We start from the raw sequence: 16,486 nt of genomic DNA on the forward strand, positions 1-16,486 counted from the left end.
CCTTTATGTCTGGCTCACTTCGAACAAATAGGGCAAATCAACCATTCGGCGGCGCCCCGCCCGGCGCATCCCAGAAGGCGCCCGCCCCCACGGCCCCCGCACGATGCGTGTACGGCCCGCCGGCCCGGCGGCCCGCACAGCGAGGCCCGCCCCCGGGCGGCCCCATGGTCTGCGCTCTCGGGAGGACCTGCCAATGACCGCCAGTCTGGAGCAGTTGCGCCGCTGCCACTTCGCCGTCGACCTGGGCGCGGCGCGGACGCGGGTGTACGTGAAGGGCGCCGGGCTGGTCGTCGACCAGCCGTCCGCCGCCGCCGTCAACACCCGCACCGGCGCACTGATCGCGGTCGGCGAGTTCGCGGAGAAGATGACGGGCCGCACCCCGCACTACATCCGCGTCGTCCGGCCCGTCTCCGGTGGCACGGTCGTCGACATCGAGATGGCGCAGCGCATGCTGCGGCACCTGATCGGCGACAAGATCCGCCGTCAGCTGCGCCGCAAGCCGTTCCTGCGGGCCGCCGCCTGCACCCCGCACGACGCCGACCCGCTGGCCCAGCGCGCCACGATCGAGACCCTCGTCGGCCTCGGCGCCCGCCGCGTCGAGCTGGTCGACACCCTCATCGCCACCGCCGTCGGCTGCGGCCTCCCGGTCGAACAGCCGGAGGCGACGATGGTCCTGGACTGCGGCGCCGCCGCCACCCAGGTCGCCGTGCTCTCCCTCGGCTCGATCGTCACCGCCGCCCGCCTGCCCGTCGGCGGCGAGGCCGTGGACCACGCGATCGTGCAGCACCTGCGCCACGAGCACGAGCTGATGCTGCCCAGCCAGTCGGTGCGGCCCCTCCAGCTGGCCCTGTCCGGCAACGGCCTGACCCCGCACGGACCGGCCTCCACCGAGATCCACGGCCGCGACGTCGCCACCGGCCTCGCCCGCTCGGTCCAGGTCGACACGGCCGCGGTCCGCGACGCCATCCAGACCCCGCTGACCGCCGTCCTCGACGGCATCGGCAAGGTCCTGCGCAACTGCCCGCCCGACCTGGTCGCCGACCTCGCCGACCGCGGCATCATGATGGTCGGCGGCAGCGCCCTGCTCCCCGGCTTCGACCAGATGCTCCGCCAGGCCACCGGCATGCCGGTCCATATCGCCGAGCGACCCGACGTGTGCGCCGTCCAGGGCCTCGGCGTCATGCTGGAGGGCAGGATCCAGCCCCTGGAACTGGACCCCACGGGCGACTGACCCTCCCGGCCCCACGGCACCGCGAGCCCGGACAGGCGCAGCCCTACCCCGGCACCCTCCCCGTAACGGCGTGTGCATACAGAGCCGCCGCGGGTGACAGGCTGTGCACATATGCCCGCGCGAACGTCACCAAGGGCATGGAAACGGAGGAGTGCCGGCCAGGCTCCGCACTCGGCCGACCTCTCCATGACAGACAACGGGTCGGCACGAGCGCACCGTCCGCACCGTCCTCACCGGCCGAGATGCGGTCATTCGGTAATACGATGAGAGACCCCGATGCCGGGGCCGAGGAAACGCCCGCCCCGGACGGGAGGCACGGCCATGCAGGATGCAACCAGCGGTGTCACTGAGGGCACGGACGAGCTGACCGGTGTGTTCGTCTACCGGGCGAAGGAAGACGCCTGGTGGTGGTCGGACGACATGTACCGCCTGTACGGCTATGCACCGGACTCGGTCGTGGCGACGAGCGCACTGCTCCGCGAGCACCAGCATCCCGAGGACCGTGAGCGAGTGGAGAAGGCGCTGGCCACCGGGCTGACGGACGGGCGGCCGTTCAGCTGCTACCACCGCATCAAGGACGTCGCGGGGAACGAGCGCGCGGTCGTTCTCGTGGCCGACGGCCGAACGGACGAGGCGGGCGGTGTGGCAGCCCTGCGCGGCTTCGTCATCGACCTCACCGGGCCCGTCGCCCAGCACGCCCGCACAATCGCCGACGGTGAGATCGCCAAGGCGAGGGAGAGCCAGGAGAACATCGACCTGGCACGCGGAATACTCATGGCCCAGTACGGCATCGACGGCGATGTGGCCCTGCGCGTCCTGCGCCGCCAGTCGCAGCACACGAACACGAAGCTGCGAGAACTGGCCCGTGTCCTTGTCGCCGCTGCGCCCACGCCGGCAGGCGAGCCGCAACATGATCTGCACCACCGGATCAGCGCCGTCCTGTATGCCCAGGACGCGGACCGAGGCTGCGGTCCCAGCGTCTGACCTGCTGCCCACCGGGTACTGGGAGAGAAGGCCGCCTGGTTCGGAAAGGTGCCCGTCGGCCAGTGCGCCGGGTCCGCCCGGGACGACCCGGTCGCGCGCGCCGGGGAGCGGGCCTCGGTCCACTCCCCGGTGAGGAGCTGGATCACAGCGGGACGATGCCGCGAACTGTGGCGCCTGCGCACACGCTCATCCGCACGAGGGGGAGATGACGTGGTGCAGCAGCAGGCCCGGTACATGGCGGGCCAGCCAGGCGCTGGCCAGGCCGATCGAGGCGCCGACGGCCACATCACTGGGGTAGTGGGCGCCGCTCTGGACCCGCTCGACGGCCACCGTCACCGCAGGCACTGCGCAGATCGCCCCCACCAGCGGCCACGACGGAGCGACGGCGGCGGTGAACGCCACCGCGGCGGCCGTGTGCCCGGACGGGAGCGACGAGGAATCGGGACGGTCCTCGACCTCGCTGTGCGGGACCCACTCCTTGGGCGGCCGAGGACGGTCGGCCAGCTGCTTGCACACGCCGTTCGACGCCAGTTGGGCCACCGCCATCGCCGCCAGACCCGCCGCCGCGGCCGTGCGGCCGCGCCGGCCGCCCAACCAGGCCATCGCCACGGCAGCACCGCACCACAACTTGGTGGCCTCCGCGGCCTCTTCCACGGCCGACAACGAGCGCACGAGGCCGGGACGGTCCCAGGACACCATCCGCTTCGTCACCCGGCGATCACCGTCACGCACTCCCGCCGACCAGTCCATGACCTGCGAGTATCCAGGGGCGAACAGGCCAACCCGCCATCTCGACCCCCGCCGAGGACCCTCAACCCCTCAGGCGCGCTCATCGGCTACCTGCGGGGCACCGGCGATGCGGCCCGCCGTGCGTCGCGGGCGGCTGCCGCGTTCACTTCACGCCAGCCCCGGCCTCTCCTCGACAACCGGGCCGACGCCGAGGACGTCGTACAGGACGCGTTTCTCAGCGCCTGGCGGCGCCTGCCGGAGTTCCACCACGCAGCTTCGTTCGGCCGAGCCCGCCGACGACGACGCGTCCGCCTCACCGCCGTCCGCCGCCGAGGCGGACGCGGTCACGGCCGCCCTGACCCGAGCACTTCGCACACTCGACCCCGATCAACGGGTCTGCCGGGTCCTCCGGGAACTGCACGGCCTGCACTACGAGGAGATCGCGCACGTGACCGGGACCGGGACCGGTGAGCAGACGGTGCGCGGCAGGTTGTTTCGCGCACGACGCGCGTTGCAGGAGGCGATGCGCCCATGGCGCTGGACGATCCGCACCCCGTCCCCGGCGAACCGCCGGCCGAACAGCCCCGGCCGGTCGGCACTCCGCAGACGCTCGCAGCGCAACTGCCGGGGGGCGACGAGCATCTGCCCTGTGGACGCACGCTCAGCCACGCCTGGGAGCAGGCACGCGACACCGAGGCCACGGCAGACCCGCATACGACCCGCTGCCCCTACTGCCGGCAGGCCGTCGAAGGGCTGGCCGCCCTGGACCGGGCCACCCGCGCCCTCCGCTCCGCGGATCGCCCCGACGGCCGCAGCCTTGCCGACCGGGTGATGACAGCCGTACGGGCAGAACTCCGCCTCGTCACCATGACCCTGGCCACCGCACTCGACGAGCCACTGGCCGACCGGGCCGCCCAGGTACGCCGCGCCGTCCTGTACGCCGCGGAGCAGGGGTTGGGTCTGGCGGTGGCAGCAGTTGACCTGAAGATCGACACTGTGCTGGGCCCCGCCGACACACACGATGGCGGGGCACCGGGAAGGAGCGAGCGGCGATGACCTCTCACCGCAGGTCAGATCGATTCTGCACCTGCACTGTGGTGGGGCGGGTGGGACTCGAACCCACGGCCGACGGATTATGAGTCCGCTGCTCTAACCGGCTGAGCTACCGCCCCATAGCGGCGTGTCGCGTACATGTGTGCGCGCCGTCTGCCGCAGCATAGCCGCTCATACGATCTCCTGCTCCGGCATGGTCGGCTTCGCACGGCCTTCGTGACCATGAGGACTCCGCCGGGGTCCCGGCGGTTCCCCCGGGCCCGTAACCCGTGGAAGCCGGACATGAAAAAGGACCCCGGCGGGGTCCTCGTTCACGATGCTCCCCCGACTGGACTCGAACCAGTAACCTGCCGGTTAACAGCCGGCTGCTCTGCCAATTGAGCTACGGAGGACCGAGCTCCCCCGACTGGACTCGAACCAGTAACCTGCCGGTTAACAGCCGGCTGCTCTGCCAATTGAGCTACGGAGGAATGCCTCGTTGCATCGAACGTACCTACCTGGGTATCCGCCAGGGGGCGTTCGCTCGCTGCGACACATACATTAGCGCAAGCAGGGGGGTGCTCCGCCAATCGGTACTCCCTCATGACGGAAGGGTGGCTCGGCCATGCGCTACAAGCTCACGTTCGTCGCCGGACTGGCGCTTGGTTACGTGCTCGGCACACGTGCCGGGCGCGAGCGCTACGAACAGCTGAAGAAGTCCGCACGTCAGGTCGCGCAGAATCCTGCCGTCCGCAACACCGCCGAGTCGGCCGCCCACCAGGGCCGCCACTTCGCCGGCAAGGCGATCCACACGGTCAGCGAGAAGGTCGGCGACCGTGTCCCGGCCTCCGTGGCCGACCGGGTCCGCCACCTGCGCGACCGCAACGGCTCCTACCCGGAACAGGACGACTGGGGCACCAGCAACACCTAGGGCCACCTGGCGGCGACGCCCACAACCCGCACCCGGGACGACCACAGGCACCACCACGGGAACGGAGTACGGCAAAATCTCCCTCATGGGGATAGTCGCCGGGTTGGACAGCTCACCCGATTTCACGCGCATCGTCGTCTGCGACACGGACACGGGGGCCGTGCTGAGGCAGGGGTACGCACCGCACCCCGCGGAGGACCCTGGCGACACACGGCCCAGCGACGTGGATCCACAGTCCTGGCTGCTCTCGCTCGGCGAGGCGGCCGGCGGTGGCCTGCTGGAGGGCGTGCAGGCCATCGGGGTCTCGGCGCAGGCCAACGCGGTGGTCCCGCTGGACGCACAGGGCGCCACCGTGCGCCCGGCGATGATCGGCGGCGACAAGCGGGCGCAGGTCGCCGCCGCCGACCTCGTCGACGCGCTCGGCGGCCGGGAGGCCTGGGCACAGGCCGTCGGCTGCGTCCCCACCGCCGCGCACCCGGTCACCAAGCTGCGCTGGCTGCAGAAGACCGAGCCGGAGAACGCCCAGCGCACCGCCATGCTGATGCAGGCCCACGACTGGCTCGTCTGGCAGTTGCTCGGCCGCCCGGTGCGTCGTACGACCGACCGGGGCGGGGCGTCGGGGACCGGCTACTGGTCGGCGACCACCGGCGCCTACCGGCCCGATCTGGTGGAGCTGGCGCTCGGCCACCAGGCGATGCTGCCGGAGGTCATCGGCCCCTCGGAGGCGGCCGGTACGACGCCGGAGGGGCTGCTGATCTCGGCGGGGACCGGCGAGACCATGGCGGCCGCGTTCGGGCTGGGGGTCGGTTTCGGGGACGCCGTGGTGTCGCTGGGCGCCTCCGGGTCCGTGATGGCCGTGCACCCCGAGCCGCTGCACGACGCCACCGGGACGATCACCTCGCTGGCCGACGCGACCGGCATGCACCTGCCCGTCGTCACCACGCTGAACGCCGTACGGACTCTGCGGGGCACCGCCGAGCTGCTCGGACTGCCCGATCTGGAGAGCCTGTCCGACCTGGCGATGAAGTCGACGCCGGGTGCGCACGGGCTGGTGCTGCTCCCCTATCTGGAGGGCGAGCGCACCCCGAACCTGCCGCACACCGCCGGCACCCTCGCGGGCCTCAGGCGTGAGGCGATGCTGCCGGAGCATCTGGCGCGGGCGGCGTTCGAGGGCATGCTGTGCGGGCTCGCCGACGCGCTCGACGTGCTGCGCGGCCGGGGCGTGGACGTACGGCGGATCTTCCTGCTGGGCCCGGCCGCCGAGCTGCCCGCGGTGCAGGCGGCCGCGCCTTCGCTGTTCGGGGCGCGGGTGGTGGTGCCGCAGCCGGCCGACTACGCCGCGATCGGCGCCGCCCGGCAGGCCGCCTGGGCCCTCGGTGTCTCCCAGGGCACGCTCGACCCGCGCACCCCGCCGGCCTGGCAGGGCGCCGCGGCCCAGGTGCTCGACCCGGGCGAGGAGCTGGCCGTGGGGCAGGCCGTACGCCAGCAGTTCGTGTCCGTGCGGGAGCAGACCCACCCGGGGGCGTTCCGCGCATAGCTCCGGGGGCCGTAGCACACGTCTGATGGGTTAATCAGTTGAGGTAACGCGGGTGGAGTGTTCGACGATAGGTGCCAAGGGCGACCGACCGCCCCTTCGCCGACCGTCTTTTCGCCCACTTCCGAGAGAAGCGACGTGCTCATACGACTTCTGCGGACCTACCTCAGGCCCTACAGGAAACCCATCGCCCTGCTGGTACTGCTGCAGTTCCTGCAGACCTGCGCCACCCTCTACCTGCCGACCCTGAACGCGGACATCATCGACAACGGTGTCGTGAACGGGGACACCGGCTACATCCTCTCCTTCGGCGCCCTGATGATCGCGATCTCGCTCGTGCAGGTCGTGTGCAACGTCGGTGCCGTCTACTACGGCGCCCGTACGGCCTCGGCGCTCGGCCGGGACGTGCGGGCGGCCGTGTTCGACCGGGTGCAGTCGTTCTCCGCGCGTGAGGTGGGTCACTTCGGCGCACCCTCGCTGATCACCCGGACCACGAACGACGTCCAGCAGGTGCAGATGCTGGCGCTGATGGCGTTCACGCTGCTGGCGTCGGCGCCGATCATGTGTGTCGGCGGCATCGTGATGGCGCTCGGTCTGGATGTGCCGCTGTCGGGTGTGCTGGTCGCGGTGGTGCCCGTGCTGGGCATCTGCGTGACGCTGATCGTGCGGGCGCTGCGGCCGCTGTTCCGGTCGATGCAGGAGCGGCTGGACACGGTGAACCGGGTGCTGCGCGAGCAGATCACCGGCAACCGGGTGATCCGGGCGTTCGTCCGCGACGAGTACGAGCAGCAGCGGTTCCGGAAGGCGAACACCGAGCTGACCGACATGGCGCTGGGCACGGGCAAGCTGCTCGCGCTGATGTTCCCGATCGTCATGACGGTGGTGAACCTGTCGTCGATCGCGGTGGTGTGGTTCGGCGCGCACCGCATCGACAGCGGCGGGATGGAGATCGGCGACCTGACCGCGTTCCTCGCCTATCTGATGCAGATCGTGATGGCCGTCATGATGGCCACGTTCATGTTCATGATGGTGCCGCGCGCCGAGGTGTGCGCCGAGCGCGTCCAGGAGGTCCTGGACACCGACAGCAGTGTGGTGCCGCCGGCGAACCCGGTGCGTGAGCTGCGCCGGCACGGCCATCTGGAGATCCGCGGCGCCGGGTTCCGCTACCCGGGCGCCGAGGAGGCGGTCCTGAAGAACGTCGACCTGGTGGCCCGGCCCGGTGAGACCACCGCCGTGATCGGCTCGACCGGCAGCGGCAAGTCCACCCTGCTGGGTCTGGTGCCGCGGCTGTTCGACGCGACCGAGGGCGAGGTGCTGGTCGACGGCGTGGACGTGGCCGGGGTGGATCCGCGGCTGCTGGCCCGGGTCGTGGGCCTGGTGCCGCAGAAGCCATATCTGTTCGCGGGCACGGTGGCGACGAACCTGCGCTACGGCAATCCCGACGCCACCGACGAAGAGCTGTGGCACGCGCTGGAGGTGGCGCAGGCCAAGGAGTTCGTCGCCGGTCTCGAGGGCGGTCTGGACGCGCCGATCGCGCAGGGAGGCACCAATGTCTCCGGCGGTCAGCGCCAGCGGCTCGCCATCGCGCGCACGCTGGTGCAGCGCCCGGAGATCTATCTGTTCGACGACTCGTTCTCCGCGCTCGACTACGCCACCGACGCCGCGCTGCGTGCCGCGCTGTCGCGGGAGACGGCCGAGGCGACCGTGGTGATCGTCGCCCAGCGGGTGGCGACCATCCGGGACGCCGACCGGATCATCGTCCTGGACGAGGGCCGGGTGGTCGGCACGGGCCGGCACCACGAGCTGATGGCGGACAACGAGACCTACCGGGAGATCGTGCTCTCCCAGCTGACGGAAGCGGAGGCTGCCTGATGGCGGGGCCGATGGGGCGGATGATGGCCGGGGGCGGCCCCGATCAGCGCTCGATGGACTTCAAGGGCTCGGGCAAACGGCTCGTCGCCCAGTTCAGACCGGAACGGGTGACGATCTACGCGCTGCTGCTGTGCGTGGTGATCAGCGTGGGCCTGTCGGTGGCCGGGCCGAAGATCCTCGGCCGGGCGACCGACCTGGTGTTCGGCGGCATCGTCGGCCGGCAGATGGAGCCGGGCCCGACCAAGGAGCAGGTGCTCGACTCGATGCGCGAGCGCGGCGACGGCGACATCGCCGACATGCTGCGCGGCACCGACTTCACCCCCGGCAAGGGCATCGACTTCACCGCCGTGGGGCATGTGCTGCTGATCGCGCTCGGTGTGTTCGTGGCCGCCGGTCTGCTGATGGCGGTGGCGACCCGGCTGGTGAACCGGGCGGTCAACCGCACCATGTTCCGTATGCGCGAGGACGTGCAGACGAAGCTGTCGCGGCTGCCGCTGTCGTACTTCGACAAGCGCCAGCGCGGTGAGGTGCTCAGCCGGGCCACCAACGACATCGACAACATCGGGCAGACCCTCAACCAGTCGATGGGCCAGCTGATCAACTCGGTGCTCACCATCGTCGGTGTGCTGGTGATGATGTTCTGGGTGTCCTGGCTGCTGGCGCTGGTCGCGCTGGTGACCGTGCCGCTGTCGTTCGTGGTGGCGACCCGGGTCGGCAAGCGGTCGCAGCCGCACTTCGTGCAGCAGTGGCGCACCACCGGCAAGCTGAACGCGCACATCGAGGAGATGTACACGGGCCACGCGCTGGTGAAGGTGTTCGGCCGGCAGGACGAGTCGGCGCAAGCGTTCGCCGAGCAGAACGAGGCGCTGTACGAGGCCGGGTTCAAGGCGCAGTTCAACAGCGGCATCATGCAGCCGCTGATGATGTTCATCTCGAACATCAACTACGTCCTGGTCGCGGTGGTCGGCGGTCTGCGGGTCGCCACCGGCTCGCTGTCGATCGGTGACGTGCAGGCGTTCATCCAGTACTCGCGGCAGTTCTCCATGCCGCTGACGCAGGTGGCGTCGATGGCGAACCTGGTGCAGTCGGGTGTCGCCTCGGCCGAGCGGGTCTTCGAACTCCTCGACGCGGACGAGCAGTCGGCGGACCCGGTGCCGGGTGTGCGGCCGGAGGAGCTGCGCGGGCGGGTGGCGCTGGAGCAGGTGTCCTTCCGCTACGACCCCGACAAGCCTCTCATCGAGGACCTGTCGCTCACGGTCGAGCCGGGGCAGACGGTCGCGATCGTCGGCCCGACCGGCGCGGGCAAGACCACGCTGGTCAATCTGCTCATGCGGTTCTACGAGGTGTCCGGCGGCCGGATCGCCCTCGACGGGGTCGACATCGCGAAGATGTCCCGTGACGAACTGCGCTCCGGGATCGGCATGGTGCTCCAGGACACCTGGCTGTTCGGCGGCACCATCGCCGAGAACATCGCCTACGGGTCCGGGCGCGAGGTCACCCGCGGGGAGATCGAGGAGGCCGCGCGGGCCGCGCACGCCGACCGGTTCATCCGGACGCTGCCCGACGGCTACGACACCGTGATCGACGACGAGGGCACGGGGGTGAGCGCGGGCGAGAAGCAGCTCATCACCATCGCGCGGGCGTTCCTGTCCGACCCGGTGATCCTGGTGCTGGACGAGGCCACGAGTTCGGTCGACACCCGTACCGAGGTGCTGATCCAGAAGGCGATGGCCAAACTCGCGCACGGGCGGACGTCGTTCGTGATCGCGCACCGGCTCTCCACGATCCGGGACGCGGACACCATCCTCGTGATGGAGAACGGCTCGATCGTCGAACAGGGCGCGCACGCCGAGCTGCTGGCGGCCGACGGGGCGTACGCCCGGCTGTACAAGGCGCAGTTCGCGCAGGCGGTGGCCGAGGTCGACTGAACGCTCCGCTGGGAGTGCCGCGATGGGCCGTCGTTCGTCCGACGGCCCGTCGTGGCTGGTCGCGCCCCGCGGCGGAGCCGCAGATCGGCGCAGCCCCGCGCCCCTGGCTTGCTTCAGTCGAGGTATCCCCGCAACTGATCGGCGAAGGCGTGGTCGCGCAGCTTGTTGAGGGTCTTGGACTCGATCTGCCGTATCCGCTCCCGGGTCACGCCGAAGATGCGGCCGATCTCCTCCAGGGTGCGCGGGCGGCCGTCGACGAGGCCGTAGCGCAGCTGGACGACCTTGCGCTCGCGCTCGCCGAGCGTGGACAGCACGGCTTCCAGGTGCTCCCTGAGCAGCAGGAAGGCGGCCGACTCGACGGGGGACGCGGCGTCGCCGTCCTCGATGAGGTCGCCGAGGGCGACGTCGTCCTCCTCGCCGACGGGTGCGTGCAGCGACACGGGCTCCTGCGCGAGGCGCAGCACTTCGCCGACCCGCTCGGGCGGCAGGTCGAGCTGGACGGCGACGTCCTCCGCCGTGGGCTCGTAGCCGCGCTCCTGGAGCAGCCGGCGCTGGACGCGTACGACGCGGTTGATCAGCTCGACGACATGGACGGGCACCCGGATGGTGCGGGCCTGGTCGGCGAGGGCGCGGGACATGGCCTGGCGGATCCACCAGGTCGCGTACGTGGAGAACTTGTAGCCGCGGGCGTAGTCGAACTTCTCGACGGCCCGGATCAGCCCGAGGTTGCCCTCCTGCACCAGGTCGAGCATGGTCAGGCCGCGGCCGACGTACCGCTTGGCAACGGACACCACGAGGCGCAGGTTCGCCTCGATGAGGCGGCGCTTGGCCATCCGGCCCATCACGACCAGCCGGTCCAGGTCGAGCGCCAACCGGGTGTCCAGCTCGGGTGAGTCGAGGAGCTTCTCCTCGGCGAACAGGCCGGCCTCGACACGGCGGGCGAGCTCGACCTCCTCGGCGGCGGTGAGCAGCGGGATACGGCCTATCTCCCGCAGGTACTGGCGGAACAGGTCGGAGGAGGGCCCGGAGGTGTCAGCGCGTACGGGCGCGGGCTCGGCCTCCTCCAGCGCCTCGGTGGGCGGCTCCGACGGCTCCGCCGGGGCCTCCGGGTGGAGCACGGCACGGCCCTGCGGCGGTACGGCGACGAGCACGCCCGGCTCGGCGTCGGGCTCCGGGCCGTCGGTGGTGGCGTCGGTCTGGACGAGGGTCTGGGTCTGCACGGGGGCGACCTCCAGGGTGATCGCTGCGGAGTGGTACGGCAGCGCTGCTTCGGGAGCGGAGTCGGCGGCCTCGCCGCTGTCCGTCCCGTGAGCGATGAGCGGAACCGCGGGGGTGAGGGATCCGTGGGGGACGGATCGGCCGCGCTCCGAGGACTCAGGCACCGGAACCAGTGTGGGGTACGACACATCCCCGCCACGAGGGGCGTGCGGTGACTTTTTGCGGTCGCTTCGTGACGGGGCGCCAAACCCTGCGCTGCGGCCGAGCCGCACATCGGCACGGCCCCGCGCCCCTCAGGGGGCGCTGCTGCTCAGAGCGAGCCGGGGCCCTCGTCCTGCAGCGCGCGGTCGTACCTGGTGAGGACCATCATCTCGTTCTGCACCGCCGCCGACTGGGCGGGATCGCTGTTGCCGAGGCGGGCCAGCAGGCTCTGCAGGTCGGCGAGGCGACGGGCGACGGCGCGTCGACGGACCGTCACCAGCTGGACGCCCGCGTAGTGTTCGTCGACCGTCTTGCGCAGGATCGCCTCGACGGCCAGTTCCGTCACCATCGCCCGCACGGTGTCGTCGGGGGCCGCGTCCCGCACCCGGACCAGGTATTCCTGCGGGTCCTGCGTGCCGAACTCCGCGCCGCCCGCGTCGAGGATGGCCTGGCGTACGGCGGCGTAGGGGGCGGCGGTGAACTCGTCGACGCCGTACGCGTCGAAGGCCGGGGAGACCAGTTCCGGGCGCTGGAGGGCGAGCTTGAGCAGTTCGCGTTCGGTGGCGTAGACGGGGTTGCGCAGGGTGAGGGCGGGGCCGGCGGCGCCCGGGCGGGGGGCGGCGTCGTACGACGGCTGCTGCGGGCCGCGGGACGGGGCGGGGCCCTTGCCGCCGCGGTCGCGGGCCCAGCGGGCGAGCTGGGCGACCCGCTTGACGACGAACTGGGTGTCGAGGATGCCGAGCATGCCGGCGAGCTGGACGGCGACCTCGTGCTGGGCGCCGCTGTTCTTGATGCGGGCGACGATCGGCGCGGCCTCGTCGAGGGCGGCGGCACGGCCGGCCGGGGTGTTGAGGTCGTAGCGGCCGACGATCTGCCGCAGCGCGAACTCGAACAGCGGGGTGCGCGGTTCGGCCAGGTCGGCGACCGCGTCGTCGCCCTTGGCCAGGCGCAGCTCGCAGGGGTCCATGCCGTCCGGGGCGATGGCGATGTAGGTCTCGGCGGCGAACTTCTGGTCGTCCTCGAAGGCGCGCAGGGCGGCCTTCTGTCCGGCCGCGTCACCGTCGAAGGTGAAGATCACCCGCGCCGAGCCGTTGTCCATCAGCAGGCGCCGCAGGATGCGGATGTGCTCGCCGCCGAACGCCGTGCCGCAGGTGGCGATCGCGGTGGTGACCCCGGCGAGATGGCAGGCCATGACGTCGGTGTAGCCCTCGACGACGACGGCCCGGCTGGACTTGGCGATGTGCTGCTTGGCGAGGTCGATGCCGTAGAGGACCTGCGACTTCTTGTAGATCGCCGTGTCGGGGGTGTTGAGGTACTTCGGGCCGTTGTCGGCCTCGTAGAGCTTGCGGGCGCCGAAGCCGACGACGTCGCCGCCGATGTCGCGGATCGGCCACATCAGCCGGCCGCGGAAGCGGTCGATGGGTCCTCGGCGGCCCTCCTGGCTGAGCCCGGAGAGGATCAGCTCCTTGTCGGTGAAGCCCTTGCCGCGCAGGAAGCGGGTGAGGTGGTCCCAGCCCTGGGGGCTGTAGCCGACGCCGAAGTGCACGGCCGCCGCCTGGTCGAAGCCGCGCTCGGCGAGGAAGATCCGCCCGGTGTCGGCCTCGGGGCTGGAGGCGAGCTGCTCCGCGTACCACTCGGCCGCGATCTTGTGCGCCTCGACCAGGCGGATGCGCTCGCCGCGCTGATGGGCGGGGTTGTAGCCGCCCTCCTCGTAGCGCAGGGTGATGCCCGCCTGGCCGGCCAGACGCTCGACCGCCTCCGAGAAGGAGAGGTGGTCGATCTTCATCACGAACGTGATGGTGTCGCCGCCCTCCTGGCAGCCGAAGCAGTGGAAGAGTCCCTTGCTCGGGCTGACCTGGAAGGACGGCGACTTCTCGTCGTGAAACGGGCACAGCCCCTTGAGGTTGCCGCCGCCCGCGTTCCGCAGCTGGAGGTACTCGGACACCACGGCGTCGATCGGGACCGCGTCCCGAACAGCCTTCACGTCCTCGTCGTTGATCCGTCCTGCCACGCGTGAATTCTACGGGGGTGCTGTGACAGTGCCGCTCCCCGTGACGTCAGGGGACGAGGCTTTCCAGGGAGACGTGCGGGTCCGCGAGAGCCTCCGTGTCGACCTGGGCCCGGGAACGGATGAGGTTCTGGACGGTCTCTGTGACGTCCCACACGTTCACGTTCATCCCCGCCAGCACCCGCCCCTCCTTCACCCAGAACGCGATGAACTCCCGCTTCCCGGCGTCCCCGCGGATCACCACCTGGTCGTACGACCCCGGCGGAGCCCAGCCGCTGTACTCCATGCCCAGGTCGTACTGGTCGGTGAAGAAGTAGGGCATCCGGTCGTAGACCACGTCCTTGCCGAGCATCGCCCGCGCCGCGGCCGGTCCGCCGTTCAGCGCGTTCGCCCAGTGCTCGACCCTGATCCGGCTGTCGAACAGGGCGAGCGGGAAGGACGCCACGTCGCCGGCCGCGTAGATGTCGGGGTCGGAGGTGCGCAGCCGCTCGTCCACGACGATGCCGCCGCCGTGCGCCCGGTCGGCGATCTCCAGCCCGGCCGCCTCCGCGAGCGCGATCCGCGGGGCCGCGCCGATCGCGGCGAGGACGTCGTGCGCCGGGTGCTCCTCGCCGTCGTCGGTGCGGGCGGCGAGGACCAGGCCGTCCTGGCCGACGATCTCCGTGAGCCGGACCCCGAAGTGGAAGCGGACCCCGTGCTCGCGGTGCAGTTCGGCGAAGACATTGCCCAGCTCGGGGCCGAGCGCCCCGTGCAGCGGGGTCGGCCCCGGCTCGATGACCGTGACCTCCGCGCCGTACCCGCGGGCCGCCGCCGCGACCTCCAGGCCGATCCAGCCGGCCCCGGCGATCACCAGATGCCCGTTGTCCCGGCCGAGGGCGCCGAGGACGCCCTTGAGGCGCTCGGCGTGCGCGAGCCTGCGCAGATGGTGGACGCCCGTGAGGTCCGTGCCGGGGATGTCCAGGCGGCGCGGCTCGGCGCCGGTCGCCAGCAGCAGCTTGTCGTAGCGGACGAGGGTGCCGTCGTCACCGAAGCGGACGGTCTTCGCCGCCGGGTCGATCGCGTCGACGGTCTGCCCGAGGTGCAGTTCGACGTCGTGGCGCGCGTACCAGGCGGGCTCGTGCACGAAGACGCTGTCGCGCTCCTCCTTGCCGAGCAGATAGCCCTTGGACAGGGGCGGCCGCTCGTAGGGGTGGTCGCGTTCGTCGCAGATCAGTATCACCCGCCCCGTGAACCCCTCCGCGCGGAGCGTCTCGGCCGCCTTCGCACCGGCGAGACCGCCTCCGACGATGACGAATGTCTGATCCGCATCGACCACTTGTTGCCTCCTCGTTGACGTGGCGCCACATGCGAGCGTCCCGCACGCAGCGTGATGGGGGAAGAGGGAGTGACCCGATCAGGCCACGCAGGGTTACGTCCGCCCGGTCGGCGGCGCCGTCACGGGCGACCCGTCAGCCGGGCGTGCAGGGAGCGCGCCGAGGCGTCGGTGAGCGACGCGATCTGGTCGACGATCACGCGCTTGCGGGCCCGGTCGTCGCCGGCCTGGTCGAACAGGGCGCGGAACTGCGGGTCGAGGCCGTCGGGGGCCCGCGCGGTGAGCGCCTCCGCGAGTCCGGCGACCACGATCCGCTGGTCGGCGCGCAGCCGCGTCTGCTCGTCGCGCTGCATGACGTACCGGTCGGCGACCGCCTTCAGTACGGCGCACTCCATCCGGGTCCCCCGTGGTACGACCAGCTCGGCCCCGTAGCGGGTCAGCCGGCCCGAGCCGTACGCGGCCCGCGTGGCGCCCTCGGCGGCCAGGCAGAACCGGCCGATGAGCTGGCTGGTGGCGTCCTTCAGGCGGGCCTGGGCGAGGGCCGTGCCGTCGTAGCCGTGCGGCCACCACTCCTGGTCCTGGAGCCGGTCGAGGGCCTCGGCGAGCTCGGCCGGGTCGGTGTCCGCGGGCACGTACCGGCCGACGGCCACCGCGAACACGTCCTGCCGCTCCGGCTCGGCGTGCAGCATGTTGGGGTCGATGTGCCCGGCGTGCAGGCCGTCCTCCACGTCGTGCACCGAGTACGCCACGTCGTCCGACCAGTCCATGACCTGGGCCTCGAAACAGGTACGGGTGCCGGGGGCGTCCTTGCGGACCCAGTCGAAGACGGGCCGGTCGTCCTCGTAGACGCCGAACTTGGTGGAGTCCGGGTCGGTGGGGTGGGCGCCGCGCGGCCACGGGTACTTGGTGGCGGCGTCCAGGGCGGCCCGGGTGAGGTTGAGGCCGACGGAGCCCTCCGGGGTGAACCGCTTGGGCTCGATGCGGGTGAGGAGCCTGAGCGACTGGGCGTTGCCCTCGAAGCCGCCGCAGTCGGCCGCGAACTCGTTGAGGGCCTGTTCGCCGTTGTGACCGAAAGGCGGGTGTCCGAGGTCGTGGGAGAGGCAGGCGGCCTCCACCAGGTCCGGGTCACAGCCGAGGGCCGCGCCCAGCTCTCGGCCTACCTGGGCGCATTCCAGGGAGTGGGTGAGGCGGGTTCTCGGACTGGCGTCCCACACCCTGCTGGTGGTGCCGGGGGTGACGACCTGGGTCTTTCCCGCGAGCCTTCTGAGGGCCGAGCTGTGCAGGACCCTGGCGCGGTCGCGTTGGAAGGCGGTGCGGCCTGGGCGTTTGTCCGGCTCGGGGGCGTAGCGTTCGGTGGCGGTGTCGTCGTAGTCGTGGGGAGTGCCTGCCATGGGTCGACAGTAGTGCGCCTACTCGTCTGCCGAGTGTTGTTGTGGTGCGGGTGCGGGTCGTTCGTGGCTGTTCGCGCCCACGCGGCGGAGCCGCAAATCGATACAGCCCCGCGCC

At 71.3% G+C, this 16,486-nt stretch carries 12 protein-coding genes, 3 tRNA genes and 2 pseudogenes; 9 read left to right on the top strand and 8 right to left on the bottom strand.

Annotated features, from left to right (window positions below; translation table 11 throughout):
• Positions 1 to 193: 193 nt before the first annotated feature.
• Both ACIQ6Y_RS10155 and ACIQ6Y_RS10160 read left to right on the top strand, forming a co-directional pair.
• Positions 194 to 1,231: a rod shape-determining protein gene (locus ACIQ6Y_RS10155; RefSeq protein WP_404035141.1), complete on the top strand. Its 1,038-nt coding sequence runs from the start codon at positions 194 to 196 to the stop codon at positions 1,229 to 1,231.
• Between the two features lie 321 nt (positions 1,232 to 1,552).
• Entirely contained in the window at positions 1,553 to 2,215 is a 663-nt protein-coding gene (locus tag ACIQ6Y_RS10160) for a PAS and ANTAR domain-containing protein (RefSeq protein ID WP_404035144.1), read from the top strand.
• 186 nt (positions 2,216 to 2,401) lie between these two features.
• Here ACIQ6Y_RS10160 and ACIQ6Y_RS10165 read toward each other — a convergent pair whose 3' ends face one another.
• On the bottom strand, positions 2,402 to 2,965 hold the full coding sequence (locus tag ACIQ6Y_RS10165; RefSeq protein ID WP_404035147.1) for a phosphatase PAP2 family protein: 564 nt from the start codon (positions 2,963 to 2,965) through the stop codon (positions 2,402 to 2,404).
• Between ACIQ6Y_RS10165 and ACIQ6Y_RS10170 the strand changes: the two are divergent.
• From ACIQ6Y_RS10170 to ACIQ6Y_RS10180, 3 genes and pseudogenes are all read left to right on the top strand, one after another.
• A pseudogene (locus ACIQ6Y_RS10170) lies at positions 2,933 to 3,175 on the top strand (hypothetical protein); the annotation flags it as partial. The gene ACIQ6Y_RS10165 and the pseudogene ACIQ6Y_RS10170 overlap by 33 nt on opposite strands.
• Positions 3,072 to 3,398, top strand: a pseudogene (locus ACIQ6Y_RS10175) (hypothetical protein); the annotation flags it as partial. The pseudogenes ACIQ6Y_RS10170 and ACIQ6Y_RS10175, both read left to right, overlap by 104 nt.
• 77 nt (positions 3,399 to 3,475) lie before the next feature.
• The gene (locus ACIQ6Y_RS10180) at positions 3,476 to 4,000 is read left to right on the top strand and encodes a hypothetical protein (protein ID WP_404035150.1); all 525 of its coding nucleotides are present in this window, start codon (positions 3,476 to 3,478) and stop codon (positions 3,998 to 4,000) included.
• 39 nt (positions 4,001 to 4,039) lie between these two features.
• Here the strand turns inward: ACIQ6Y_RS10180 and ACIQ6Y_RS10185 are convergent.
• The 3 genes from ACIQ6Y_RS10185 to ACIQ6Y_RS10195 all read right to left on the bottom strand — a co-directional run bounded on the left by ACIQ6Y_RS10185 (position 4,040) and on the right by ACIQ6Y_RS10195 (position 4,467).
• Positions 4,040 to 4,116, bottom strand: a tRNA-Ile gene (locus tag ACIQ6Y_RS10185).
• Between the two features lie 200 nt (positions 4,117 to 4,316).
• A tRNA-Asn gene (locus tag ACIQ6Y_RS10190) sits at positions 4,317 to 4,389 on the bottom strand.
• A gap of 5 nt (positions 4,390 to 4,394) precedes the next feature.
• A tRNA-Asn gene (locus ACIQ6Y_RS10195) sits at positions 4,395 to 4,467 on the bottom strand.
• A gap of 134 nt (positions 4,468 to 4,601) precedes the next feature.
• Between ACIQ6Y_RS10195 and ACIQ6Y_RS10200 the strand changes: the two genes are divergently transcribed.
• From ACIQ6Y_RS10200 to ACIQ6Y_RS10215, 4 genes are all read left to right on the top strand, one after another.
• Positions 4,602 to 4,907, top strand: coding sequence for a YtxH domain-containing protein (locus tag ACIQ6Y_RS10200; protein ID WP_404035152.1), 306 nt, complete (start codon positions 4,602 to 4,604; stop codon positions 4,905 to 4,907).
• A gap of 85 nt (positions 4,908 to 4,992) precedes the next feature.
• Positions 4,993 to 6,444, top strand: coding sequence for an FGGY family carbohydrate kinase (locus ACIQ6Y_RS10205; RefSeq protein WP_404035155.1), 1,452 nt, complete (start codon positions 4,993 to 4,995; stop codon positions 6,442 to 6,444).
• A 135-nt stretch (positions 6,445 to 6,579) separates the two neighbouring features.
• The gene (locus ACIQ6Y_RS10210) at positions 6,580 to 8,313 is read left to right on the top strand and encodes an ABC transporter ATP-binding protein (RefSeq protein WP_404035158.1); all 1,734 of its coding nucleotides are present in this window, start codon (positions 6,580 to 6,582) and stop codon (positions 8,311 to 8,313) included.
• A complete protein-coding gene (locus ACIQ6Y_RS10215; protein WP_404035161.1) occupies positions 8,313 to 10,241 on the top strand; it encodes an ABC transporter ATP-binding protein in 1,929 nt (642 codons plus the stop codon). Before ACIQ6Y_RS10210 ends, ACIQ6Y_RS10215 begins: the two co-directional genes overlap by 1 nt.
• A 113-nt stretch (positions 10,242 to 10,354) precedes the next feature.
• Here the strand turns inward: ACIQ6Y_RS10215 and ACIQ6Y_RS10220 are convergent, their stop codons facing one another.
• The 4 genes from ACIQ6Y_RS10220 to ACIQ6Y_RS10235 form a co-directional block, all read right to left on the bottom strand.
• Positions 10,355 to 11,623, bottom strand: coding sequence for a sigma-70 family RNA polymerase sigma factor (locus ACIQ6Y_RS10220; RefSeq protein ID WP_404035163.1), 1,269 nt, complete (start codon positions 11,621 to 11,623; stop codon positions 10,355 to 10,357).
• A gap of 146 nt (positions 11,624 to 11,769) precedes the next feature.
• Positions 11,770 to 13,671, bottom strand: a complete 1,902-nt coding sequence (dnaG, locus tag ACIQ6Y_RS10225; RefSeq protein ID WP_404035166.1) for a DNA primase — start codon at positions 13,669 to 13,671, stop codon at positions 11,770 to 11,772.
• 46 nt (positions 13,672 to 13,717) lie between these two features.
• Positions 13,718 to 14,983 (bottom strand): NAD(P)/FAD-dependent oxidoreductase, encoded by a 1,266-nt coding sequence (locus tag ACIQ6Y_RS10230; RefSeq protein WP_404035169.1) that lies wholly within the window; start codon positions 14,981 to 14,983, stop codon positions 13,718 to 13,720.
• 119 nt (positions 14,984 to 15,102) lie between these two features.
• Positions 15,103 to 16,371 carry a deoxyguanosinetriphosphate triphosphohydrolase gene (locus ACIQ6Y_RS10235; RefSeq protein ID WP_404035171.1) on the bottom strand — a complete coding sequence of 423 codons (1,269 nt, stop codon included), beginning with the start codon at positions 16,369 to 16,371 and terminating at the stop codon, positions 15,103 to 15,105.
• Positions 16,372 to 16,486 lie beyond the last annotated feature (115 nt).

The organism is Streptomyces sp. NPDC096205, from assembly GCF_044763135.1.
Classification (GTDB): Bacteria; Actinomycetota; Actinomycetes; order Streptomycetales; family Streptomycetaceae; genus Streptomyces.

Excerpts from the sequence above, each read along its gene's own strand:
- ACIQ6Y_RS10155 (WP_404035141.1), top strand. The coding sequence starts at position 194 with ATGACCGCCAGTCTGGAGCAGTTGCGCCGCTGCCACTTCGCCGTCGAC.
- ACIQ6Y_RS10160 (WP_404035144.1), top strand. The coding sequence starts at position 1,553 with ATGCAGGATGCAACCAGCGGTGTCACTGAGGGCACGGACGAGCTGACC.
- ACIQ6Y_RS10165 (WP_404035147.1), bottom strand. The coding sequence starts at position 2,965 with ATGGACTGGTCGGCGGGAGTGCGTGACGGTGATCGCCGGGTGACGAAG.
- ACIQ6Y_RS10180 (WP_404035150.1), top strand. The coding sequence starts at position 3,476 with ATGGCGCTGGACGATCCGCACCCCGTCCCCGGCGAACCGCCGGCCGAA.
- ACIQ6Y_RS10200 (WP_404035152.1), top strand. The coding sequence starts at position 4,602 with ATGCGCTACAAGCTCACGTTCGTCGCCGGACTGGCGCTTGGTTACGTG.
- ACIQ6Y_RS10205 (WP_404035155.1), top strand. The coding sequence starts at position 4,993 with ATGGGGATAGTCGCCGGGTTGGACAGCTCACCCGATTTCACGCGCATC.
- ACIQ6Y_RS10215 (WP_404035161.1), top strand. The coding sequence starts at position 8,313 with ATGGCGGGGCCGATGGGGCGGATGATGGCCGGGGGCGGCCCCGATCAG.
- ACIQ6Y_RS10235 (WP_404035171.1), bottom strand. The coding sequence starts at position 16,371 with ATGGCAGGCACTCCCCACGACTACGACGACACCGCCACCGAACGCTAC.